The following is a 20,508-nucleotide window of genomic DNA, read 5'->3' on the forward strand; positions in this document are numbered from 1 at the left end:
GGCTGTTGTGAAAGTTGGCGCTAGGGCTGCCATCCGGTTGAGTCGGCCCACTTCCAGGCGCGCCGGTAGGCGTCGGCAAACCATGGTTCCTTGGCGTCGGCGTAGGTGGCGATGTCACCGCCCGTCGCCTGTTCGGCCTTGAACTTGACGGCCAGGTAGTCGGCGCGCGCGCCGACATCGGACCGCAGCCAGGCGATGAACAGCAGGGCGAACTGCTGGTTGGGCCACCCGTTGACCCGAATGTGCACGTTGGTGGGCCGGCCCGGGTCGGCGGAGGCGTGAATCCGCTTGTGCCACAGGCCGGGATCGTCGCTGTGGTCGTAGCGCTCGACGGTGCTGCGCGCGTCGGTCCGGGAGGTGTCTTCGGTGATGTGCTCCAGGCGCGGGTAGCCGGCCGCCAACAAGGGTTCGGCGAGTTCGTCGGCGACCGCGAGCGATTCGACGGTGATCTGCATGTCGATGACGTCCTTGGCGTCCAAGGCGGGCAGCGCGGTGGAGCCGATGTGGTCGACGCGAATCGCCCGGTGGCCGCACGCGGTCTGCAGCCGGCCCGCGATCCGCCGCGCCTGGTCCGGCCAGCTCGGGTCGGCGGGCACGAGACGCACGGGCGCCCTGGCGATCTCGCGCGCGCTCAGGTTGTGGGCGAACGGCAGGATGCGGTCGTTCCACACGTCGCGGGCCCGCTGCGCCAGCTCCTCCGGGCTGCCCGAGTTGTCCAGCCAGACGTCGGCGACGGCGCGGCGCTGCTCGTCGTCGGCCTGCGCGGCGATCCGCGCGCGGGCATCGTCCTCGGGCATGCCGCGTAGGTCGACCAGCCGTCGCACCCGCACCTCGACGTCGGCGTGCACGACCACGACGAGCGGGAACAGCGGCGCCATCCCCGACTCCACCAGCAGCGGAATGTCTTCGACGACAACGGAATCCGCCGGGACCGACGCGATGATCTCGGAGCGCCGCTTGCCCACCAGCGGGTGCACGATCCCGTTGAGCTTCTGGCGCGCCTCGTCGTCACGAAAGGCCTTGGCGGCCAACGCGGGACGATCCAGCGACCCGTCGGGCGACAGGATGTCGTCGCCGAACGCCTCGACGAGCGCCTTCAGGCCCTCGGTGCCGGGCTCGACCACCTCGCGCGCGATGACGTCCCCGTCGACGATGACCGCACCGCACTCCGCGAAGGTCGACGAGACCGCCGACTTGCCGGCGCCGATCCCACCGGTCAACCCGATGCGCAGCATCCTTTTACGCCGCTAGGCGTTGCCGGCGAGCTTTTCCCGCAGGGCCGCCAATTGTGCGTCGCTGGCGAGCGATCCACCAGCCGCCTTCTCCGACGACGCGCCGTTGCCCGGCGCCGAGTCGCCGGCGGCGTGGGCGGCCGACTCGGCCGCGGCGAACTTCTCCATCTGCGCGGTGTGCATCTTGTGCCGGCGCTCCGCCTCGGCGTAGCGCGCCTCCCACTCGTTGCGCTGGGCGTCGAATCCCTCGAGCCATTCGTTGGTCTCGGAGTCGAAGCCCTCGGGGAAGATGTAGTTGCCCTGCTCGTCGTAGCTGTCGGCCATGCCGTACTTCGCCGGGTCGAATTCCTCGGTGTAGTCCTCGTTGGCCTGCTTGAGCGACAACGAGATTCGGCGGCGCTCCAGGTCGATGTCGATGACCTTGACCATCGCGTCGTCGCCGACGGCGACCACCTGGTCGGGCACCTCGACGTGCCGCTCGGCCAGCTCGGAGATGTGCACCAGGCCCTCGATGCCCTCCTCGACGCGGACGAACGCGCCGAACGGAACCAGCTTGGTGACCTTGCCGGGCACGATCTGGCCGATGGCGTGCGTGCGGGCGAAGTGGCGCCACGGGTCTTCCTGGGTCGCCTTGAGCGACAACGAAACCCGCTCGCGGTCCATGTCGACGTCGAGCACCTCGACGGTGACCTCGTCGCCGACCTGCACCACCTCGGACGGGTGGTCGATGTGCTTCCAGGACAGTTCGGAGACGTGCACCAGGCCGTCCACCCCGCCGAGGTCGACGAACGCGCCGAAGTTGACGATGGACGAGACCACACCCTTGCGGATGCTGCCCTTCTGCAGCTGGTTGAGGAACTCGCTGCGCACCTCGGACTGGGTCTGCTCGAGCCAGGCCCGGCGGGACAGCACCACGTTGTTGCGGTTCTTGTCCAGCTCGATGATCTTGGCCTCGATCTCCTTGCCGATGTACGGCTGCAGGTCGCGGACGCGGCGCATCTCGACGAGCGAGGCGGGCAGGAAGCCGCGCAACCCGATGTCGAGGATCAGGCCGCCCTTGACGACCTCGATGACGGTGCCCTTGACGGCCTCGTCCTTCTCCTTGAGCGCCTCGATGGTGCCCCAGGCGCGCTCGTACTGTGCGCGCTTCTTGGACAGGATCAGCCGGCCCTCTTTGTCCTCCTTGGTGAGAACCAGGGCCTCGACCTCATCGCCGACGGAAACGACCTCGTTGGGGTCGACGTCGTGCTTGATGGAGAGCTCGCGGGCGGGGATGACCCCTTCGGTCTTGTAGCCGATGTCGAGGAGCACCTCGTCCCGGTCAACTTTGACGATCGTGCCCTCGACGATGTCGCCATCGTTGAAGTACTTGATCGTTTTGTCTATTGCGGCGAGAAAATCCTCGCTCGAGCCAATGTCGTTGACGGCTACTTGCGGCGAGGTGACGGCGGGACTCGGCATGTTGTTGGGTTGCTCCGGACAGGTTGGGTCGTAGGGACAAAATGGATTTACCTGTCGAGGCTACTCGACAGGGCACTAGCTGGACAAACTCGGCCTCGAAGCCAGGACAGCCAAGGCGACGCAAATGTAACGCCACGGCGAATTTTCGGCCGAATTTTCGCCCTCAGGTTACACGGGCGGGCCTTGGTGTGCGGCCGTGTCCGATCGCCGCGCTAGTGCGCGGCGGTGTCCCATGAGCGGCCGTAGCCGACCGAGACCTCGAGCGGGACGTCGAGCGGGTAGGCGCCGCCCATCTTCTCGCGCGCCAGCGCCTCAAGGACCTCTCGCTCACCCGGCGCGACTTCGAACAACAGTTCGTCGTGCACCTGCAGCAGCATCCGCGACGCCAGCCCGGCCTGCTTGATGGCCTTGTCGACCTCGATCATCGCGACCTTGATGATGTCGGCCGCGCTGCCCTGGATGGGCGCGTTGAGCGCGGCCCGCTCGGCCGCCTCCCGGACCTGGCGGTTGCTGCTGTCCAGCTCAGGCAGGTAGCGGCGGCGGCCCAGCACCGTGGAGGTGTAGCCGTCCTTGCGGGCCTGCTCGACGACGTCCATCAGGTAGTCGCGGACGCCTCCGAAGCGGGCGAAGTAGGCATCCATCTGGTCCTTGGCTTCCTCGGTGGAGATCTTCAGTTGCTGCGACAGCCCGTAGGCGCTCAACCCGTAGGCCAGCCCGTACGACATCGCCTTGACCCGGCGGCGCAGCTCGGCGGTGACCTCCTCGATCGGCACCCCGAACGCCCGGGAGGCGACGAACGAGTGCAGGTCCTCCCCGGTGTTGAAAGCTTCTATGAGACCTTCGTCCCGCGACAGGTGGGCCATGATCCGCATCTCGATCTGGCTGTAGTCCGCCGTCATCAGCTCTTCGTAACCCTTGCCGACGACGAACCCGTCCCGGATCTGCCGGCCTTCCTCGGTGCGGATCGGGATGTTCTGCAGGTTGGGCTCCGTCGACGACAGCCGGCCGGTCGCCGCGATGGTCTGGTTGAACGTGGTGTGGATGCGGCCGTCGGCGGCCACCGAGTTCAGCAGCCCGTCGACGGTGACCTTGAGCCGGGTGACGTCGCGGTGGGTCAGTAGGTGCTGCAGGAACGGATGGCCGGTCTTGTCGAACAGCGACTGCAGGGCGTCGGCGTCGGTGGTGTATCCGGTCTTGGTCCGCTTGGTCTTCGGCATCCCGAGCTCGTCGAACAACACCACCTGCAACTGCTTGGGCGAGCCCAGGTTGATCTGCTTGCCGATCACGGCGTAGGCAGCCTCCGCGGCGTCGCGGATCTGGTCGGCGAACTGGCTTTGCAGCTCGCCCAGCAGGCGCAGATCCACGGCGATGCCGGCGCTTTCCATGTCGGCCAGCACGTGTTGCACCGGCAGCTCCATCTCGCCCAGCAGCGCGGTGGAGTCGATGCGATCCAGCTCGGCGTCCAGCGCGTCGGCCAGGTCGACGACGGCCCGCGCCCGCAGGATCAGGGTGGCGACGGCCTGCTCGTCCACGCCCTCCATGTCATCGAGCAACGAAAGCTGTTGCTGCTCAGGGGTTTCCGCGCGCAGCTCGCGACGCAGGTAGCGCAGCGACAGGTCGTCGAGGGTGAAGCTGCGCTGCCCCGGGCGCACCAGGTAGGCGGCCAGCGCGGTGTCGGAGGTGACGCCGTTCAGCGTCCAGCCGCGGCCGGCCAGGTCGTGGATGGCGAGCTTGGCCTCGTGCAGCGCTTTGGGTTTCGCCGGGTCGGCCAGCCAGGCCGCCAGCGCGGCGTCGTCGTCGGGGGTCAGCGTCGCGGTGTCGATGTAGGCGCCGTCGCCGTCGGCGGCCGCGATGCCCAGCCCGGTGGCGTCCCCACCGTGGGGCAGGTGGGTGCCCGCCACGGCAAGGCCCGCCCTACGCCCGTCGCCGGCGTGCGCGGCCAGCCACTGCCCGACGGTGCCGGGCTCGAGCGCGTCGCCGCGGACGTCGAAGCCCTCGTCGACCTCGGGTTCGACGGCGACCAGAGTCTCGAACAGCCGGTCGCGCAACACCCGGAACTCCAGGTCGTCGAACAGGCGGTGGATCTGGTCGCGGTCCCAGGGCTGCAGCCGCAGCGTGTCCGGGGTTTGGGCCAGCGGCACGTCTTTGACGAGATCGGTGAGCTCGCGGTTGCGGATGACACTGGGCAGGTTGGCGCGCAGCGCGTCGCCCACCTTGCCGCGGACCGAGTCGACGTTGTCGACGAGCGCCTGCAGGGAGCCGTATTCGGCGATCCACTTCGAGGCGGTCTTCTCCCCCACCCCGGGAATGCCGGGCAGGTTGTCGCTGGGATCGCCGCGCAGCGCCGCGAAGTCGGGGTACTGCTGCGGGGTCAGCCCGTACTTTTCCACGACGGCCTCGGGGGTGAAGCGGGTCAGTTCGCTGACGCCCTTGCGCGGGTACAGCACCGTGACGTCGTCGCTGACGAGTTGCAGGGAGTCGCGGTCACCGCTGACCACCAGCACGCGGTAGCCCTCGTTCTCGGCCTGGGTGGCCAGCGTCGCGATGAGGTCGTCGGCCTCGAACCCCGGCTCCGAGAGCACCGTGATGCCCAGCGCGTTGAGCACTTCCTTGGTGATGTCGATCTGGCCGTGGAATTCGTCCGGCGTCGACGACCGGTTGGCCTTGTACTCGGGGTAGCGCTCGGAGCGGAAGGTCTGCCGCGAAACGTCGAACGCCGCGGCGATGTGCGTCGGCGCCTCGTCGCGCAGCAGGTTGATCAGCATGGCGGTGAAGCCGTAGACCGCGTTGGTGGTCAGCCCGCCGCGGGTCTTGAAGTTCTCGGCCGGCAGCGCGTAGAAGGCCCGGAACGCCAGCGAATTGCCGTCCAAGAGCATGAGTGTCGGTTTGGTTTGTTCCTCGGTTTTCTGAGGGGTGGCGGCGGGCACGGCATTCACTCTAGGCACCCGGTGTGACGAAGCCTGGCGTCCCCAAACAAGCGCTTGGTAGTGTTGGCCGGTGCCCGAGGTCACCAGCCAACAACCCGCGATCGACGGATGGTTCGCCACCGATGACGCCGGAAGCGCCCATCTGATCGGCAGCAAGTGCCCCGAGTGCGGCACCTACGTCTTTCCGCCGCGCGAGAACAACTGCCCCAACCCGGCGTGCACCAGCGACACGCTGGAGCCGGTCGCGTTGTCGACCCGGGGGACGTTGTGGAGCTACACCGAGAACCGGTATCCGCCGCCGGCGCCTTACCCCGCCCCGGACCCCTTCGAGCCGTTCGCCATCGCGGCGGTGGAGCTGGCCGAGGAGGGGCTGATCGTGCTGGGCAAGGTCGTCGAGGGCACGCTGGCCGAGGATTTGAAGGTCGGCATGGAGATGGAGCTGACCACCATGCCGCTGTACACCGACGACGACGGCGTGCGGCGCATCGTGCACGCGTGGAAGGTGGCGCCATGACTCCGGAACCGCTGTACATCCTCGGCGCCGGCATGCACCCGTGGGGCAAATGGGGCCGCGACTTCACCGAATACGGGGTGGTGGCCGCGCGCGCCGCGCTGGCCGAGGCCGGGTTGGACTGGCGGCAGATCCAGCTCGTCGCCGGGGCCGACACCATCCGCAACGGCTATCCGGGTTTCATCGCCGGGTCGACGTTCGCGCAGAAGCTGGGCTGGAACGGTGTCCCCGTCAGCTCCAGCTACGCCGCGTGCGCCAGCGGTTCGCAGGCGCTGCAGAGCGCCCGGGCGCAGATCCTGGCCGGCTTCTGCGACGTCGCGCTGGTGATCGGCGCCGACACCACCCCGAAGGGCGCCTTCGCCCCCGTCGGCGGGGAGCGCAAGAACGACCCGGACTGGCAGCGGTTCCACCTCATCGGGGCGATGAACCCGGTCTACTTCGCGTTGCTCGCGCGGCGCCGGATGGATCTCTACGGCGCCACGCCCGAGGACTTCGCACAGGTCAAGGTGAAGAACTCCCGGCACGGCCTGCAGAACCCAAATGCCCGCTACCGCAAGGAATCCTCCGTCGACGACGTGCTCGCCAGCCCCGTGGTGGCCGACCCGCTGCGGCAGCTCGACATCTGCGCCACCTCCGACGGCGCCGCCGCGCTGATCGTGGCCAGCGCCGAATTCGCCCGCAAGCACCTCGGCTCGCTCGACGGCGTCCCGTCGGTGCGCGCGGTCAGCACCGTGACACCGCGCTACCCGCAGCACCTGCCCGAATTGCCCGATATCGCAACGGATTCCACCGCCGCGGTGCCCGCGCCGGAGCGGGTGTTCAAGGACCAGATCCTCGACGCCGCGTACGCCGAGGCGGGCATCGGGCCCGAAGACGTCAGCCTGGCCGAGGTCTACGACCTGTCCACCGCGCTCGAGCTCGACTGGTACGAACACCTGAGCCTGTGCGCCAAGGGCGAGGCCGAGGCGCTGCTGCGCAGCGGCGCCACCACCATCGGCGGCAAGGTCCCGGTCAACCCGTCCGGCGGGCTGGCGTGCTTCGGAGAGGCCATTCCCGCCCAGGCGATCGCGCAGGTCTGCGAGTTGACCTGGCAGCTGCGCGGCCAGGCCACCGGCCGGCAGGTGGAGGGCGCGACCGTCGGCATCACCGCCAACCAGGGCCTGTTCGGCCACGGCTCGTCAGTGATCGTCGCCCGCTAGTTCGCTCGGTTTGCGCCGAGACTGCAACCAGAGCGTCGAATCGCCAAAAATCGCGATCTGAGCGCAGTCTCGGCGCCGTTGGCCGTCGCGTGTGAACTGAAGGTTTTCGACGTGTACTCAGGGCGAGATTTGGGCGGTCTTCCCGCCCTGGATGCACATGCAAAGCCGTCAATGCACACCCAAAGCTGCGGCGCTACTCCGAAGCGGCGTCTTTGGGGGTGTCCCCGAGGGTCTCCAGCACCACCTCGGCCACCCGCTTCATGGTGGTCCGCCGGTCCATGGCCGCGCGCTGGATCCACTTGAACGCCTCGGGCTCGGTCATGCCCTGCTTGGTTTGCAGCAAGCCCTTGGCGCGCTCGACGAGCTTGCGGGTCTCCAGCCGGTCGGACAGCGTCGCCACTTCGCGTTCCAGCTCGGTGATCTCGCTGAACCGGCTGACCGCCAATTCGATGGCCGGAATCAGGTCGCTGATCGTGAACGGCTTCACCAGGTAGGCCATCGCGCCGGCGTCGCGGGCGCGCTCGACCAGGTCGCGCTGGCTGAACGCGGTCAGCACCACGATCGGCGCGATGCGCTTGCTGGCTATCTCCGAGGCCGCGTCGATGCCGTCGCGGCGTGGCATTTTCACGTCCATGATCACCAGGTCTGGCTTGTGGCGCTCGGCGAGTTCGACGGCCTCCTGGCCGTCGCCCGCCTCGCCGACGATCTCGTAGCCCTCCTCTCGGAGCATCTCGGCCAGGTCCAGCCGGATGAGCGCTTCGTCTTCCGCGATCAGGACCCGGCGCGGCACAGCGGCGTCGGTGTCGGTCTTGGGGCCTGTCATGACGGACATTGTGTCGTGCATGCCCGCCACCAGCGAACTCGGGGGCGGTGAGAACCGATCGGCGCACCGATCCTCTATGGTGGGAGGCTGCCCAGCCCTCGTATCCCAACTGGCAGAGGAAACGGACTCAAAACCCGTCCAGTGTGGGTTCGAATCCCACCGAGGGCACTCAATGTGATGAGGCTCAGCAAGCCGCCTTCTTGGCCGGCATTTGGTATGGGCCGCGGACGCCCGGCTTCCGACCGGATTCCGCACGCCAAATATTCCGCCGAATATGTTTACCTGGCGTTGCACCCCGACCCGCTTGTTCACAACGGCGCTTGTGACAATTCCCGCATGGTCACCGGCCGGCGCCTCGAAATCCAGGCCGCTGGCGGCGATTTCGCGATCGACTCCCTTCCTTGGTTCGTCTTGTTGCCTCCCGCGCCGACTAGAAAGGGAATTCGACCAAAACCGCCGACATTCATGCCGAAGGCCCCTAACATCCATATGTCGCTGAATGCGGTGGCGACACCTTGATTGCCTTTGAGTAGCGGAGGTATCAGATGTCGTTTGTGATCGCGGCACCGGAGATCATGGCATCGGCGGCAACAAATCTGGCCGGCATCGGCTCGATGGTTACGTCCGCCAGCGCGGCGGCAGCCGCGCCCACGACAGGGGTGCTGGCCGCCGCCGCCGACGAGGTTTCGGCGGCCATCGCGTCGCTGTTCTCGCAGCAGGGCGCCGAATTTCAGGCGCTGAGCGAAACGGCCGCAGCGTTTCACAACCAATTTGTGCAAACCCTCAACGCGGCTGCGTTCGCCTACGTCAGTACCGAGGTCGCCAGCATCCAGCAGGGCCTGAACGGTGCGCTCAGCCCGGGCTCCGCGGCGGCCGAGGGTCCGATCCGGATGCTCACTGGGCGCCCGTTGATCGGCAACGGCGCCAACGCGGCGCCGGGCAGTGGGGCAAACGGCGGCGACGGCGGATGGCTGTTCGGCAACGGTGGTGCCGGCGGGTCCGGCGCGAACTCGACGACCGGGGCCGGCCAAAACGGCGGTAACGGCGGGACGGCCGGGCTCATCGGCACGGGTGGCGCCGGCGGGGCCGGCGGCCGAGGGATCACCAGCGGCGGCAACGGCGGCGCCGGCGGGGCCGGCGGGCTGTTCGGAGCGGGCGGCGTCGGCGGCGCCGGCGGGTTGGGCACCACCAGCGGCGGAAACGGCGGCGTCGGCGGCGCCGGTGGGCTGTTCGGTGCCGGGGGTGTCGGCGGCATCGGGGGTCACAGCGCCGCTACCGGTGGTGCCGGCGGGGCCGGCGGTGCAGGGTTATTCAGCGCCGGCGGGGCCGGCGGTGCCGGCGGATCTGGCGCCACGGGCGGCGTGGGCGGGGCCGGCGGGGCCGCCCTGTTCCACGGTGCGGGCGGGGCTGGCGGCAACGGCGGTGCCGGCAACGTCACCGGCGGGGACGGCGGGGCCGGCGGCAACGGTGGGCTGTTTGGCGGTGTCGGCGGGGCCGGCGGCTCCGGCGCTTACGGCACCACCAACGGTGGGAACGGCGGCACCGGCGGGGCCGCGATGCTCTTCGGCGCCGGCGGGGCGGGCGGCACCGGCGGCCAGGGCAACAGCGGCATCGGTGGGGCCGGCGGGGCCGGCGGCAACGCCGGAATCATCTCCGGGAGCGGCGGGGCCGGCGGCGCCGGCTTGAACGGCTTCACCAATGGCGGGCACGGCGGGCCGGGCGGCAAGAGTGGCCTGATCGGCAACGGCGGTGAGGGCGGCGCCGGCGGGTTCTCCGGCGGCGGCATTGGTGGTGACGGTGGGGCCGGCGGCGCCGCGACAATCGGCGTCGGTGGCAACGGCGGCAACCCCGGACTGGGTGTGACGCAGTTTTCGGCGGGCACCGGCGGCGCGGCCGGCACCGGGCTGATCCCCGGCTCGTATGCGGGCGGGCTGCACCCAGGGCCGGCACTGCCGCCCGGCCCCATCGAGATGCTGACGGGCCGCCCGCTGGTAGGCAACGGAGTCCCCGGGGCACCGGGCACCGGAGCCGACGGCGGGAATGCCGGGTGGCTGTTCGGCAGCGGCGGAGCCGGCGGATCGGGGCTGGCCTCGACCACCGTCGCCGGCCAGCCCGGCGGCAACGGCGGGGCCGCCGGGCTGATCGGCAGCGGCGGCGGAGGCGGCGCCGGCGGAAAGGGACTGCTCGTCGGTGGAGTCGGCGGCGGCAACGGCGGGAACGGCGGCCCAGGCGGGCTGTTCGGCTCCGGCGGTGGCGGCGGACCCGGCGGAGTCGGCATCGTCGGCAGCACCGGCGGGAACGGGGGCAACGGCGGCGCCGCGCTGGTTAACGCCGGCGGAGCCGGCGGCGTCGGTGGCTTCAGCGGCACCACCGGCGGGAACGGTGGGAATGGCGGCGCTGTGCTGTTTGGTGCCGGCGGTGGCGGCGGCGCCGGCGGGTTGGGCAACGTCCTCGCCGGCGGTGCCGGCGGCGCCGGCGGGTCCGCAACGTACCTGGGCGCCGGGGGCGTCGGCGGCACCGGCGGCTTCGGCGCCGTCACCGGCGGGAACGGTGGCGGCGGAGGCGCCGGCGGCCTGCTCGGCGGTCCCGGCGGGGACGGCGGCGCGGGCGGATGGGGCGGCACCACCGGCGGGGACGGCGGTGCCGGCGCGGCCGCGATGCTGTTCGGCGCCGGCGGAACCGGCGGAGCCGGCGGCAGCGGCGGAGCCGGCGGTGCCGGCGGGGCGGGCGGCAATGCCGGAGCGATCGCCGGTTCCGGCGGGGCCGGCGGCGCCGGCGGCCAAGGCAGCCTCACCCTCGGCGGCAACGGAGCCGGCGGCGGCAAGGGTGGGCTGATCGGCGATGGCGGTGACGGCGGCGCGGGCGCCGACGGCGCGACCACCGGCGGGAACGGCGGTAACGGCGGCACCGGGCTGCTCGGCGACGGAGGTAATGGCGGCAACGCGGGGCTTGGTACGGCGATCGGGCCGGGTACGCCGGGGACCGGTGGCACCGGACTGGTCCGCGGGAATGATGGGTTGACTTAGCAAGCAGCGAGCCCCGGGTTAACGCGGCTGGTGGCCGGGGCATCCCCCACGCGATGCTGTACACCATCGGACACGGCGCGAAAACCGCCGACGAACTCACCGCCGCGCTTCGCCGGCACGGCATCACGCTGCTGGTCGACGTGCGCAGTTTCCCCGGCTCGCGCCGCAACCCCGACGTGTCCAAGGACGCGATGCCAGGCTGGCTGAACGCCGCCGGCATCGCCTATCGCCACGAGCCGGATCTCGGTGGGCGGCGCAAGCCGCCGGCCGCCCCGCTGCCGCGCGACCAGTGGTGGGAGAACCCGGCGTTCGCCAACTACGCGGCGCATACCCGCACGCCGGAGTTCCGGGCGGCATACGAGCGGTTGCTCTACGACGCCGAGGTCGGCGACGTGGCCATCATGTGCGGCGAGCCGACCTGGTGGCGCTGTCACCGGCGCATGATCGCCGACCTGGCCACCCGCGACGGGCACCCGGTGCAGCACATCATGCCCAACGGCTCGCTGGCGCCACACCCGCCATCGGACTGGCTCACCGGCGATGTTGACCAGGCACCCGACAAATGACGAGGTCAACGGTTACGCTTTGAACGTGGGCGCGAAGAAATGCGGAGCCCCACCCCGGTCAGAAGGCTCGTCGAACAGCCCGGACTGCGTCGCCGCGGTGCGGGCGCAGACCCGCGACCGCAACCAGCACTACGCCGCCAGCGCTGCGCGCCGGGGTCGGATCCTCATGATCACCTCCTGGCTGGCCGTGATGGTCAGCGTGAGCTTCGTCGTCGTGCAGATCGCCACCGATTCCTGGACGTGGCAGGTCAGTTCCATCAACGTGATCGGCGCCATGGTCTTCGCGATGGTGCCGTGGCTGCAGCGGTTCGGGGATTTGGTTGCCCCGCTTACCTTTATCTGCGCGGCCTACGTCTCCGTCTTCGCCAGCTGCCTCGACGTCGGCACGGGATCCGGGTCGCAGTTCTTCTTTTTGGTCGGCGCCTGCATCGTGGTGTTGCTGCTGGGCATCGAGCACATCGTGTTGGCGTCCGGGCTGGCGGCCGTGGCCGCCGGCCTGATCATCGCGGTGGAATTCCTGGTCCCGCGCAACACCGGACTACAGCCGGCCTGGGCGACGTCGACGGGCTTCGTCGTCACCGCCGTCTCCAGCGTCGTGATGGTGGTCGTGACGGTGTGGTTCGCGCTGCGCGACACCGCCCGCGCCGAGGCGGTGATGGAGGCCCAGTACGAGCGCTCCGAGACGCTGCTGGAAAACATGTTGCCCGCCAGCATCGCCGAGCGCCTCAAGGAGCCCGACCGCAGCGTCATCGCCGACAAGTACGACGACGCCTCGGTCCTGTTCGCCGACATCGTCGGGTTCACCGAGCGCGCCAGCAGCACGCCGCCCGCCGACCTGGTGCGTTTCCTCGACCGCCTCTACGGCGCGTTCGACGCCCTCGTCGACAAGCACGGCCTGGAGAAGATCAAAGTCAGCGGCGACTCGTACATGGTGGTCAGCGGCGTGCCGCGGCCGCGGCCGGACCACTCCCGCGCCCTGGCGGATTTCGCGCTCGACATGGCCAATGTCGCAGCGGGACTGAGGGATCCGCACGGTGAGCCGATCCCGCTGCGGGTGGGCATGGCCTGCGGCCCGGTGGTCGCCGGTGTCGTCGGCTCGCGCCGGTTCTTCTACGACGTATGGGGCGACGCGGTCAACGTCGCCTCCCGGATGGAATCCACCGACTCGGTGGGCCGGATCCAGGTGCCCGAGGCGATGTACGAGCGGCTCAAAGACGAATTCGTGCTGCAGGAACGGGGCAGCATCGAGGTCAAGGGCAAAGGCCCGATGCGGACCTGGTATCTGATCGGGCGCAAGGCAACCGAGGAGCCCGCCGACCTGTCCGCCGACGAACCGCGCACCGCGCGCGTCTGAGCCGAAAGTCCCTATCCCCCGGTCCGCGGTTTGTGCCAGACTTCGGCCATGCAAACCACGCCTGGAACCGTCCCTGTCCCAAGCTTGTTGCCGCACTTGTGGAAATCGGCGCTGGCCTCCGGAATCCTGTCGCTCATCGTCGGCGTCGTGATCCTTGCCTGGCCGAGAATCTCCATTCTCGCTGCCGCCGTCGCGTTCGGCGTCTATCTGTTGATCACCGGCGCCGCGCAGGTCGTCTTCGCGTTCAGCCTGCACGTCTCGGCGGGAAGCCGGATCTTGTTGTTCATCAGCGGCGCAGCGTCACTCATCCTGGCGGTCTTGGCATTTCGGCATTTCGGTCAGGGATACGCAGTCCTGTTGCTGGCCATCTGGATTGGCATCGGGTTCATCTTCCGCGGGGTGGCCACGACGGTCTCGGCAATCAGCGATCCGGTGCTACCGGGGCGGGCCTGGTCGATCTTCATCGGCGTGATCAGCCTGCTCGCCGGAATCGTGGTCCTGGCGTCGCCGTTCGACTCCATCGTCACCCTGGCGATCGTGGTCGGCGTCTGGTTCGTGGTAATCGGCGTTTTCGAGATCGTGTCGTCGTTCGGCATCCGCAAGGCCTCCAAACAACTGGGGCGTGGCGCCGACGCCACCTAGCTACTACAGTGTGTCGTAGATACCCGCAGTAGGGAGATGACAGATGGATGTCGTCGATATTTCGCGGTGGCAGTTCGGTATCACCACCGTCTACCACTTCATCTTCGTGCCGCTCACCATCGGCTTGGCTCCCCTGCTCGCGGTCATGCAGACGATGTGGGTGGCCACCGACAACACGGCCTGGTACCGGCTGACCAAGTTCTTCGGCAAGCTGTTCCTGATCAACTTCGCCATCGGTGTGGCCACCGGGATCGTCCAGGAGTTCCAGTTCGGCATGAACTGGAGCGAGTACTCCCGGTTCGTCGGCGACATCTTCGGCGCGCCGCTGGCGATGGAGGGCCTCTTCGCGTTCTTCTTCGAATCCACCTTCCTCGGGTTGTGGATCTTCGGCTGGAGCCGGCTGCCGCGGCTGCTACACCTGGCCTGCATCTGGATCGTCGCGATCAGCGTCAACGTGTCCGCGTTCTTCATCATCGTGGCGAACTCGTTCATGCAGCACCCGGTCGGCGCGCACTACAACCCGACGACGCACCGCGCCGAGCTGAACAGCATCTTCGCGCTGCTGTCCAATAACACCGCGCTGGCAGCGTTTTCGCACACGGTGACAGGGGCGCTGCTAACCGCCGGAACTTTCGTCGCCGCCGTCGGCGCGTGGTGGCTGATCCGTTCACGCAATCCGGCATCCGCCCTTTCCGAAGCCGACGCCCGCAACGTGTTTCGCCCCGCGGCCATCCTGGGCTGCTGGGTGGTGCTGCTCGCCGCAGTGGGGCTGTTCTTCACCGGGGACCGCCAGGGCAAGCTGATGTTCGTTCAGCAGCCGATGAAGATGGCGTCTGCGGAATCGCTGTGCAGCACCGAATCCGATCCGAACTTCTCGATCCTGACCGTCGGCACACACAACAACTGCGACAGCATCACCCGCGTGATCGAGGTGCCGTACGTGTTGCCGTTCCTCGCCGAGGGCAAGACCAGCGGTGTCACGTTGCAAGGTGTGCGCAACATCCAGCAGGACTTCGAGCACCGATTCGGGCCGAACGACTACCGGCCCAATCTTTTCGTCACCTACTGGTCATTCCGCGCGATGATCGGATTCCTCGCCATTCCGGTGCTGTTCGCGCTCGCGACGTTGTGGTTCACCCGCGGCGACCGGGTGCCCAACCAGCGCTGGTTCTCGTGGTTTGCGCTGCTGACAATTCCAACGCCGTTCCTGGCCAACATCTCCGGGTGGGTGTTCACCGAGATGGGCCGCCAGCCCTGGATCGTCGTTCCGAACCCGACCGGCGATCAACAGGTGAGGTTTACCGTTCACGAAGCCGTCTCCAACCATGCTCCCGGAATGGTGGTCACATCCCTGGTGACCTTCACCCTCGTCTACGCGGTGCTCGCGGTCATCTGGTTCTACCTGCTCAGGCGCTACATCGCTGCGGGCCCACAGGAACACGACGCCGAACCGGCACCGCCCCGAGCGCCCAGCGAGGACGACGTGGCGCCACTTTCGTTCGCGTACTAAGGAGCTGACCGGTGGCATTGCAACAATTGTGGTTCGGCATCATCGCGATGCTGTTCCTCGGTTTCTTCATCCTCGAGGGCTTCGACTTCGGCGTGGGCATGCTCATGGAACCGTTCGCCCGCTTCGGCATCGGCGACCCGGAGCTGCATCGCCGCACGGCGCTCAACACCATCGGGCCGGTGTGGGACGGCAACGAGGTCTGGCTGATCACGGCTGGCGCGGCGATGTTCGCCGCCTTTCCCGGCTGGTATGCCACCGTGTTCTCCACGCTGTACCTGCCGCTGCTGGCGATCCTGTTCGGCATGATCGTGCGCTCCGTGTCGATCGAATGGCGCGGCAAGATCGACGACACGAAATGGCGCCGCTGGGCCGATTTCGGGATCGCCGCCGGGTCGTGGCTGCCCGCCACCCTGTGGGGCGTCGCCTTCGCCATCCTGGTCCGCGGGCTGCCGGTGGACGCCGCCGGCCACGTCAACCTGTCGATCACCGACGTGCTCAACCCCTACACGCTGCTGGGCGGCCTGGCCACCGCCGGGCTGTTCCTGATGTACGGCGCGGTGTTCGTCGGGTTGAAGACCTCGGGCACCATCCGGGACGACGCCCACCGGTTCGCGGTGTGGTTGTCGTTGCCGGTCACGGGACTGGTTGCGGCCTTTGGGCTTTGGACCCAGCTGGCGCACGGCAAGGGCTGGACCTGGGTCGTGCTGGGGGTCGCGGTCGTCGTCCAGCTGGCGGCCGTGCTGTTGGTGTGGCGGCGCGCGTCGGAGGGCTGGGCTTTCGCCAGTACCGCCGTGGTGGTGGCGGCCGTAGTGATTCTGTTGTTCGGCTCGTTGTACCCGAACCTGGCGCCCTCGACGCTGAACAGCCAGTGGAGCGTGACGATCTACAACGCCTCGTCGACCCCCTACACCCTGAAGATCATGACCTGGGTGACGGCGATCATGGCTCCGCTGACGGTCGTATACCAGGCATGGACGTATTGGGTGTTCCGGCAACGGATCTCGTCCGAGCGGATACCGGCCCCCATCGGCCTGGCGAGGCGCGCGTCCTGACCGCACGGAGCTCACGAGCGCCACTGGACCCGCGACTGTGGCGGGCGTCGACCGCGTTGCGGCGCTACCTGGTCGCCGCGGTGGGCTGTGGGGTGGTGATCTCCGGCTGCGCGATCGGCTCGGCGATCGTCCTGGCCGGCGTCGTGGCCCGCGTCGTCGGCGACCCCCCGGCGCGCGGCTTGCGCGCGTGGCTTGGCCCCCTGTCAATCCTGTTGGCGCTGTGGCTCGTTCGCACGGTGACGCACTGGGTGCAGGCCCGCCTGGGCCAGCGCGGGGCCGGCGCGGTCATCGCCGACCTCAACGGGCAGGTGCTGGCCGCGGTGACCGCCCGGCAGCCGGCCGAACTCGCCGCGCAGCGCGATGCCGCCGCCGTCGTGGTGACGCGCGGCCTCGACGGGTTGCGGCCCTACTTCACCGGATATCTGCCCACCTTGCTGCTCGCCGCGATCTTGACCCCGGCCACCGTCGCCGTGATCGCGCTCTACGACCCGAAATCGATGGTGATCGTGGTGATCACCCTGCCGCTGATACCGGTCTTCATGGTGCTGATCGGGCTGGCGACCGCCGACCGATCGGCGGCGGCGCTGGAGGCCATGACGACCCTGCAGGCCCGGCTGCTGGACCTGATCGCCGGCATCCCGACGCTGCGCGCGCTGGGCCGCGGGCACGGGCCGGAACACCGGATCGCCGAACTGGCTGCGGCCCATCGGCGTTCGGCGATGGCGACGCTGCGGATCGCGTTCCTGTCGGCGCTGGTGCTCGAATTGCTGGCCACGCTCGGTGTGGCACTGATCGCGGTCGGCATCGGCCTTCGCCTGCTGTTCGGCGAGATGACGCTGACTACCGGCCTGACCGTGCTGTTGCTGGCGCCCGACGTCTATTGGCCGCTTCGGCGCATCGGCGTGGAATTCCATGCCGCCCAGGAGGGCAGGACCGCCGCCGACAAGGCGTTCGCCCTCATCGGCGAGACCCCCGACACGACGGTACGAAGCCAGACCGTGGACGCCCGCGGCAAGCAGCTCCGCATCGAGGACATCAGCGTGCTCGGCCGCGACGGCCACGCGCCCCGCGACCTGACCGCGGTGCTCGAGCCCGGTCGGGTCACGGTGCTGACCGGGCACAACGGCGCCGGAAAGAGCACCACGCTGCAGGTGATCGCCGGCCTCACCGCGCCGTCCTCCGGCCGGATCACCGTGGCCGGAGTCGACGTCGCCGACCTGGACCGTGCCGCGTGGTGGCGACAGCTGTCCTGGCTACCGCAGCGGCCGGTCCTCGTCCCGGGCACCGTGTGGGACAACCTGAACCTGCTGGGAACACTCGACGACATCGACGAGGCCTGCGCCGCATCGGGTTTCGATGCAGTGCTGGCCGACCTGCCCGACGGGATGGAAACCGTGCTCGGTCGCGGCGGCGTCGGGTTGTCGCTGGGCCAGCGCCAACGGCTCGGCCTGGCCCGGGCGCTCGGCTCGGCGGCCCCGGTGCTGCTGCTCGACGAGCCGACCGCGCACCTGGACGCGCGCACCGAACAGCTTGTGCTGCGGGCGATCGTCGAGCGCGCACGCTCCGGTTCGACGGTGGTGGTCGTCGGGCACCGCGAGCCCGTCGTCGCAATCGGTGAGCGGGTCGTCGAGGTGGCCGCCGACGCGGAGGTGCGGCATGCCGCGGTCTGATCTCCTCCTGGCCAGCGCGAGCCTGCTGCGCCCGCGGGTGCCGCGAATGCTCGCGGCCATCGGGCTGGGCGTGCTGTCGCTGGGCAGCGCCCTGGCCCTGGCCGGGGTGTCGGCCTGGCTGATCACGCGGGCGTGGCAGATGCCGCCCGTGGTGGACCTGTCCATCGCCGTCGTGGCGGTGCGCACGTTCGCGATCTCGCGGGGCGTGCTGCACTACTGCGAGCGGCTGGCCACCCACGACACCGCACTGCGGGCGGCCGGGACGGCGCGGGCGCAGATCTATCACCGACTCGCCCGCGGCCCCGCGGCGGCCGCCGTCCGCCTGCACAGCGGTGAGCTGGTGGCCAGGGTGGGCGCCGACGTCGACGAGCTGGCCAATGTGCTGGTGCGAGCGGTGGTGCCGATCGCCGTCGCCGCGGTGCTCGCGGTGGCGGCGACGGCGGTCGTCGCGGCCATCTCGCAGACGGCGGCAGCGGTGCTGGCCGCCTGCCTGCTGATCGCCGGCTACGTTGCCCCGCGGCTGGCGGGCAAGGCCGCCGCGACGCAGGAAGAGGTTGCCCGCCAACACCATTCCGACCGTGATACGTCGGCGATGGTCGCCCTCGAACACGCCCCGGAGCTGCGCGTCGCCGGCGCCCTGCCCGGTGTCATCGCCGATGCGCAACGCCGCCACCGCGCCTGGGCGGACGCCCTTGACGCCGCGGCGCGACCGGCGGCCATCGCCGAGGCGATGCCCACGGCGGCGATCGGGGCCAGCGTGCTCGGCGCGGTGGTCGCCGGGATCGGGTTGGCGCACACTGTCGCGCCCACCACGTTGGCCGTCCTGATGTTGTTGCCGCTGTCCGCGTTCGAGGCGACGACGGCGCTGCCGGCCGCCGCCGTCCAGCTGACGCGGTCACGGATCGCGGCGCGTCGCCTCCTCGACCTGGCTCCCCCGGACCAACCCAAGGACAGCGGCGCGCCGGTGCCCGCCCGCACCGGCGCCCTAGAGGTCGATGTCTGTTACGGCCACCCGAACGCGGTCCGGCTCACCCGGGTGGAGCTCGGGCTGCCGCCGGGCGCCCGGCTGGCCGTCACGGGCGCCAGCGGTTCGGGCAAGACGACGCTGCTGATGACGCTCGCCGGGCTGCTGCCCCCGCTGGACGGTCGGGTGCTGCTGGCCGGCACCGACCTCGCCAGCTTCGACGAAGACGAATTGCACAGGGCGGTGTGCTTTTTCGCCGAGGACGCGCACGTCTTCGCCACCACCGTCCGCGACAACCTGCTGGCCGCCCGCGGGGACTGCGGCGACGAGGAACTGACCGCGGCGCTGGAGGCGGTCGGCCTCGGCCGCTGGCTCGCCGGCCTGCCCGACGGCCTGTCCACGGTGTTGACCGGTGGCGCGCAGGCGGTTTCGGCGGGTCAGCGCCGACGGCTGTTGTTGGCCCGCGCCGTGATCTCACCGGCCCGGATCGTGTTGCTCGACGAGCCCACCGAGCACCTCGACGCGGCCGACGCCGAACCGATCCTTCGCGATCTATTGGGCCCGAATGGCCTCATGTGCTCCGACCGGACTGTCGTAGTGGCTACTCACCACTTGCCCAACGGGATTGGCTGTCGCGAGCTGTCGCTCACAGCGACGCGGTAAGCCTCCACAGCGCCTCCCGGTCAACGGATTCGGAGTCGTCCAACGGACTGAGGACCACGTCCGTCGCCCCGGCATCCAGGTAGCGGCGCAACTGCTTGACCACCGCATCCTCAGACCCGATCGCGGCGAGCTCGGTCACGCTGTCGACGCCCTCTCGGGCGATGACTTTCTGATACGACGGGATGGTCTGGTAGAAGCCCAGCTGCTCGGCGGCGTAGGTGCGCGCGGCGTCGGCGTCGTCCGACAACACCACGGGCACCGCGGCGATGACGCGTGGCGCGGGCCGGCCCGCCTCGGCGGCGGCCTTGCTGATCGCCGGTGCGATGAATTCGCCGATGGTGCGGGGGCCGGCCAGGTACGGCAGCGTGCCGTCGGCGAGTTCGCCGGTGACGCGTAACGCCTTGGGCCCCATCGCGGCCACGTACAGCGGCACGGGCGTGCCGCCGGCGACCTGCACCGGCCAGGCGGGGCTTGCGCCCAGCTCCTCGCCCCGGAAGTCGACGCTGCCGTTGTCGAAAACGGAGCGCAGGATCGTCAGATGGTCGCGCAATCGTTCGATGCTGTTCGACCAGTCGACGCCGAAAGTCTGCCGTTCGATTTGACGGGCGCCCAATCCGAGGCCGAGGCTGAAGTTGCCGTGCGCGGCGGCCTGAGCGGTCTGCGCCAACGACGCGACGATCAACGGGTGTCGTGGGTTGATCGGCACCACCGAGGTGCCGACGCCGAGCCCCGGCACGGCGGCTCCGATCAAACCCGCCAACGAAATCGCGTCGTAGTTGACGCGCTGGGCTAGCCAGACCTGACCAACGCCGAGTTCGTGTGCGCGCCTGGCCTGTTCGATCACGTCGTCGACGAGGTTGCCGGCATTCGAGTGTGGACTGATGATGATTCCTGTGGCCATGCCGCCA

General features: G+C 69.5%; 16 protein-coding genes and 1 tRNA gene. 12 read left to right on the forward strand and 5 right to left on the reverse strand.

Features of this window, described 5'->3' with window-relative positions; all coding sequences use genetic code 11:
• Positions 1-20 precede the first annotated feature (20 nt).
• The 3 genes from coaE to polA form a co-directional block, all read right to left on the reverse strand.
• The gene (gene coaE / locus AC5Y4S_RS25275; protein ID WP_500035323.1) at positions 21-1,235 is read right to left on the reverse strand and encodes a dephospho-CoA kinase; all 1,215 of its coding nucleotides are present in this window, start codon (positions 1,233-1,235) and stop codon (positions 21-23) included.
• Between the two features lie 12 nt (positions 1,236-1,247).
• Entirely contained in the window at positions 1,248-2,693 is a 1,446-nt protein-coding gene (gene rpsA / locus AC5Y4S_RS25280) for a 30S ribosomal protein S1 (RefSeq protein ID WP_066931815.1), read from the reverse strand.
• 212 nt (positions 2,694-2,905) lie between these two features.
• Positions 2,906-5,569, reverse strand: a complete 2,664-nt coding sequence (gene polA, locus AC5Y4S_RS25285) for a DNA polymerase I (protein ID WP_500035374.1) — start codon at positions 5,567-5,569, stop codon at positions 2,906-2,908.
• A gap of 121 nt (positions 5,570-5,690) precedes the next feature.
• On the opposite strand from polA, the gene AC5Y4S_RS25290 reads away from it, so the two are divergent.
• Complete coding sequence (locus AC5Y4S_RS25290) at positions 5,691-6,134, forward strand: Zn-ribbon domain-containing OB-fold protein (protein WP_500035324.1); 444 nt, start codon at positions 5,691-5,693, stop codon at positions 6,132-6,134.
• On the forward strand, positions 6,131-7,330 hold the full coding sequence (locus tag AC5Y4S_RS25295) for a lipid-transfer protein (protein ID WP_500035325.1): 1,200 nt from the start codon (positions 6,131-6,133) through the stop codon (positions 7,328-7,330). The genes AC5Y4S_RS25290 and AC5Y4S_RS25295 overlap by 4 nt, the downstream gene beginning before the upstream one ends.
• Positions 7,331-7,523: 193 nt before the next feature.
• Here AC5Y4S_RS25295 and AC5Y4S_RS25300 read toward each other — a convergent pair whose 3' ends face one another.
• Positions 7,524-8,153, reverse strand: coding sequence for an ANTAR domain-containing response regulator (locus AC5Y4S_RS25300; protein WP_500035326.1), 630 nt, complete (start codon positions 8,151-8,153; stop codon positions 7,524-7,526).
• A gap of 94 nt (positions 8,154-8,247) precedes the next feature.
• Here AC5Y4S_RS25300 and AC5Y4S_RS25305 point away from each other — a divergent pair.
• The 10 genes from AC5Y4S_RS25305 to cydC all read left to right on the forward strand — a co-directional run bounded on the left by AC5Y4S_RS25305 (position 8,248) and on the right by cydC (position 19,600).
• Positions 8,248-8,321, forward strand: a tRNA-Leu gene (locus tag AC5Y4S_RS25305).
• A 9-nt stretch (positions 8,322-8,330) separates the two neighbouring features.
• Entirely contained in the window at positions 8,331-8,672 is a 342-nt protein-coding gene (locus tag AC5Y4S_RS25310) for a hypothetical protein (protein WP_500035327.1), read from the forward strand.
• A 26-nt stretch (positions 8,673-8,698) separates the two neighbouring features.
• Complete coding sequence (locus AC5Y4S_RS25315; RefSeq protein ID WP_500035328.1) at positions 8,699-11,179, forward strand: PE family protein; 2,481 nt, start codon at positions 8,699-8,701, stop codon at positions 11,177-11,179.
• 53 nt (positions 11,180-11,232) lie between these two features.
• A complete protein-coding gene (locus tag AC5Y4S_RS25320) occupies positions 11,233-11,745 on the forward strand; it encodes a DUF488 domain-containing protein (protein ID WP_500035329.1) in 513 nt (170 codons plus the stop codon).
• A 25-nt stretch (positions 11,746-11,770) separates the two neighbouring features.
• Entirely contained in the window at positions 11,771-13,099 is a 1,329-nt protein-coding gene (locus AC5Y4S_RS25325; RefSeq protein ID WP_500035330.1) for an adenylate/guanylate cyclase domain-containing protein, read from the forward strand.
• Between the two features lie 48 nt (positions 13,100-13,147).
• Positions 13,148-13,741: an HdeD family acid-resistance protein gene (locus tag AC5Y4S_RS25330; RefSeq protein ID WP_500035331.1), complete on the forward strand. Its 594-nt coding sequence runs from the start codon at positions 13,148-13,150 to the stop codon at positions 13,739-13,741.
• A gap of 43 nt (positions 13,742-13,784) precedes the next feature.
• The gene (locus AC5Y4S_RS25335; protein ID WP_500035332.1) at positions 13,785-15,251 is read left to right on the forward strand and encodes a cytochrome ubiquinol oxidase subunit I; all 1,467 of its coding nucleotides are present in this window, start codon (positions 13,785-13,787) and stop codon (positions 15,249-15,251) included.
• 11 nt (positions 15,252-15,262) lie between these two features.
• Entirely contained in the window at positions 15,263-16,303 is a 1,041-nt protein-coding gene (gene cydB / locus AC5Y4S_RS25340; protein WP_500035333.1) for a cytochrome d ubiquinol oxidase subunit II, read from the forward strand.
• Between the two features lie 80 nt (positions 16,304-16,383).
• On the forward strand, positions 16,384-17,973 hold the full coding sequence (cydD, locus tag AC5Y4S_RS25345; protein ID WP_500035375.1) for a thiol reductant ABC exporter subunit CydD: 1,590 nt from the start codon (positions 16,384-16,386) through the stop codon (positions 17,971-17,973).
• The gene (gene cydC, locus AC5Y4S_RS25350; protein WP_500035334.1) at positions 17,960-19,600 is read left to right on the forward strand and encodes a thiol reductant ABC exporter subunit CydC; all 1,641 of its coding nucleotides are present in this window, start codon (positions 17,960-17,962) and stop codon (positions 19,598-19,600) included. The genes cydD and cydC overlap by 14 nt, the downstream gene beginning before the upstream one ends.
• Here cydC and AC5Y4S_RS25355 read toward each other — a convergent pair.
• The gene (locus AC5Y4S_RS25355) at positions 19,584-20,501 is read right to left on the reverse strand and encodes an LLM class F420-dependent oxidoreductase (RefSeq protein WP_500035335.1); all 918 of its coding nucleotides are present in this window, start codon (positions 20,499-20,501) and stop codon (positions 19,584-19,586) included. The genes cydC and AC5Y4S_RS25355 overlap by 17 nt on opposite strands.
• Positions 20,502-20,508 lie beyond the last annotated feature (7 nt).

Source organism: Mycobacterium sp. NGS64 (assembly GCF_059812245.1).

What these genes read in the sequence shown, in the direction of transcription:
- coaE (WP_500035323.1), bottom strand. Translation starts at nt 1,235, where the DNA reads ATGCTGCGCATCGGGTTGACCGGTGGGATCGGCGCCGGCAAGTCGGCG.
- rpsA (WP_066931815.1), bottom strand. Translation starts at nt 2,693, where the DNA reads ATGCCGAGTCCCGCCGTCACCTCGCCGCAAGTAGCCGTCAACGACATT.
- polA (WP_500035374.1), bottom strand. Translation starts at nt 5,569, where the DNA reads ATGCTCTTGGACGGCAATTCGCTGGCGTTCCGGGCCTTCTACGCGCTG.
- AC5Y4S_RS25295 (WP_500035325.1), top strand. Translation starts at nt 6,131, where the DNA reads ATGACTCCGGAACCGCTGTACATCCTCGGCGCCGGCATGCACCCGTGG.
- AC5Y4S_RS25300 (WP_500035326.1), bottom strand. Translation starts at nt 8,153, where the DNA reads ATGACAGGCCCCAAGACCGACACCGACGCCGCTGTGCCGCGCCGGGTC.
- AC5Y4S_RS25310 (WP_500035327.1), top strand. Translation starts at nt 8,331, where the DNA reads ATGAGGCTCAGCAAGCCGCCTTCTTGGCCGGCATTTGGTATGGGCCGC.
- AC5Y4S_RS25315 (WP_500035328.1), top strand. Translation starts at nt 8,699, where the DNA reads ATGTCGTTTGTGATCGCGGCACCGGAGATCATGGCATCGGCGGCAACA.
- AC5Y4S_RS25320 (WP_500035329.1), top strand. Translation starts at nt 11,233, where the DNA reads ATGCTGTACACCATCGGACACGGCGCGAAAACCGCCGACGAACTCACC.
- AC5Y4S_RS25330 (WP_500035331.1), top strand. Translation starts at nt 13,148, where the DNA reads ATGCAAACCACGCCTGGAACCGTCCCTGTCCCAAGCTTGTTGCCGCAC.
- AC5Y4S_RS25335 (WP_500035332.1), top strand. Translation starts at nt 13,785, where the DNA reads ATGGATGTCGTCGATATTTCGCGGTGGCAGTTCGGTATCACCACCGTC.
- cydC (WP_500035334.1), top strand. Translation starts at nt 17,960, where the DNA reads ATGCCGCGGTCTGATCTCCTCCTGGCCAGCGCGAGCCTGCTGCGCCCG.
- AC5Y4S_RS25355 (WP_500035335.1), bottom strand. Translation starts at nt 20,501, where the DNA reads ATGGCCACAGGAATCATCATCAGTCCACACTCGAATGCCGGCAACCTC.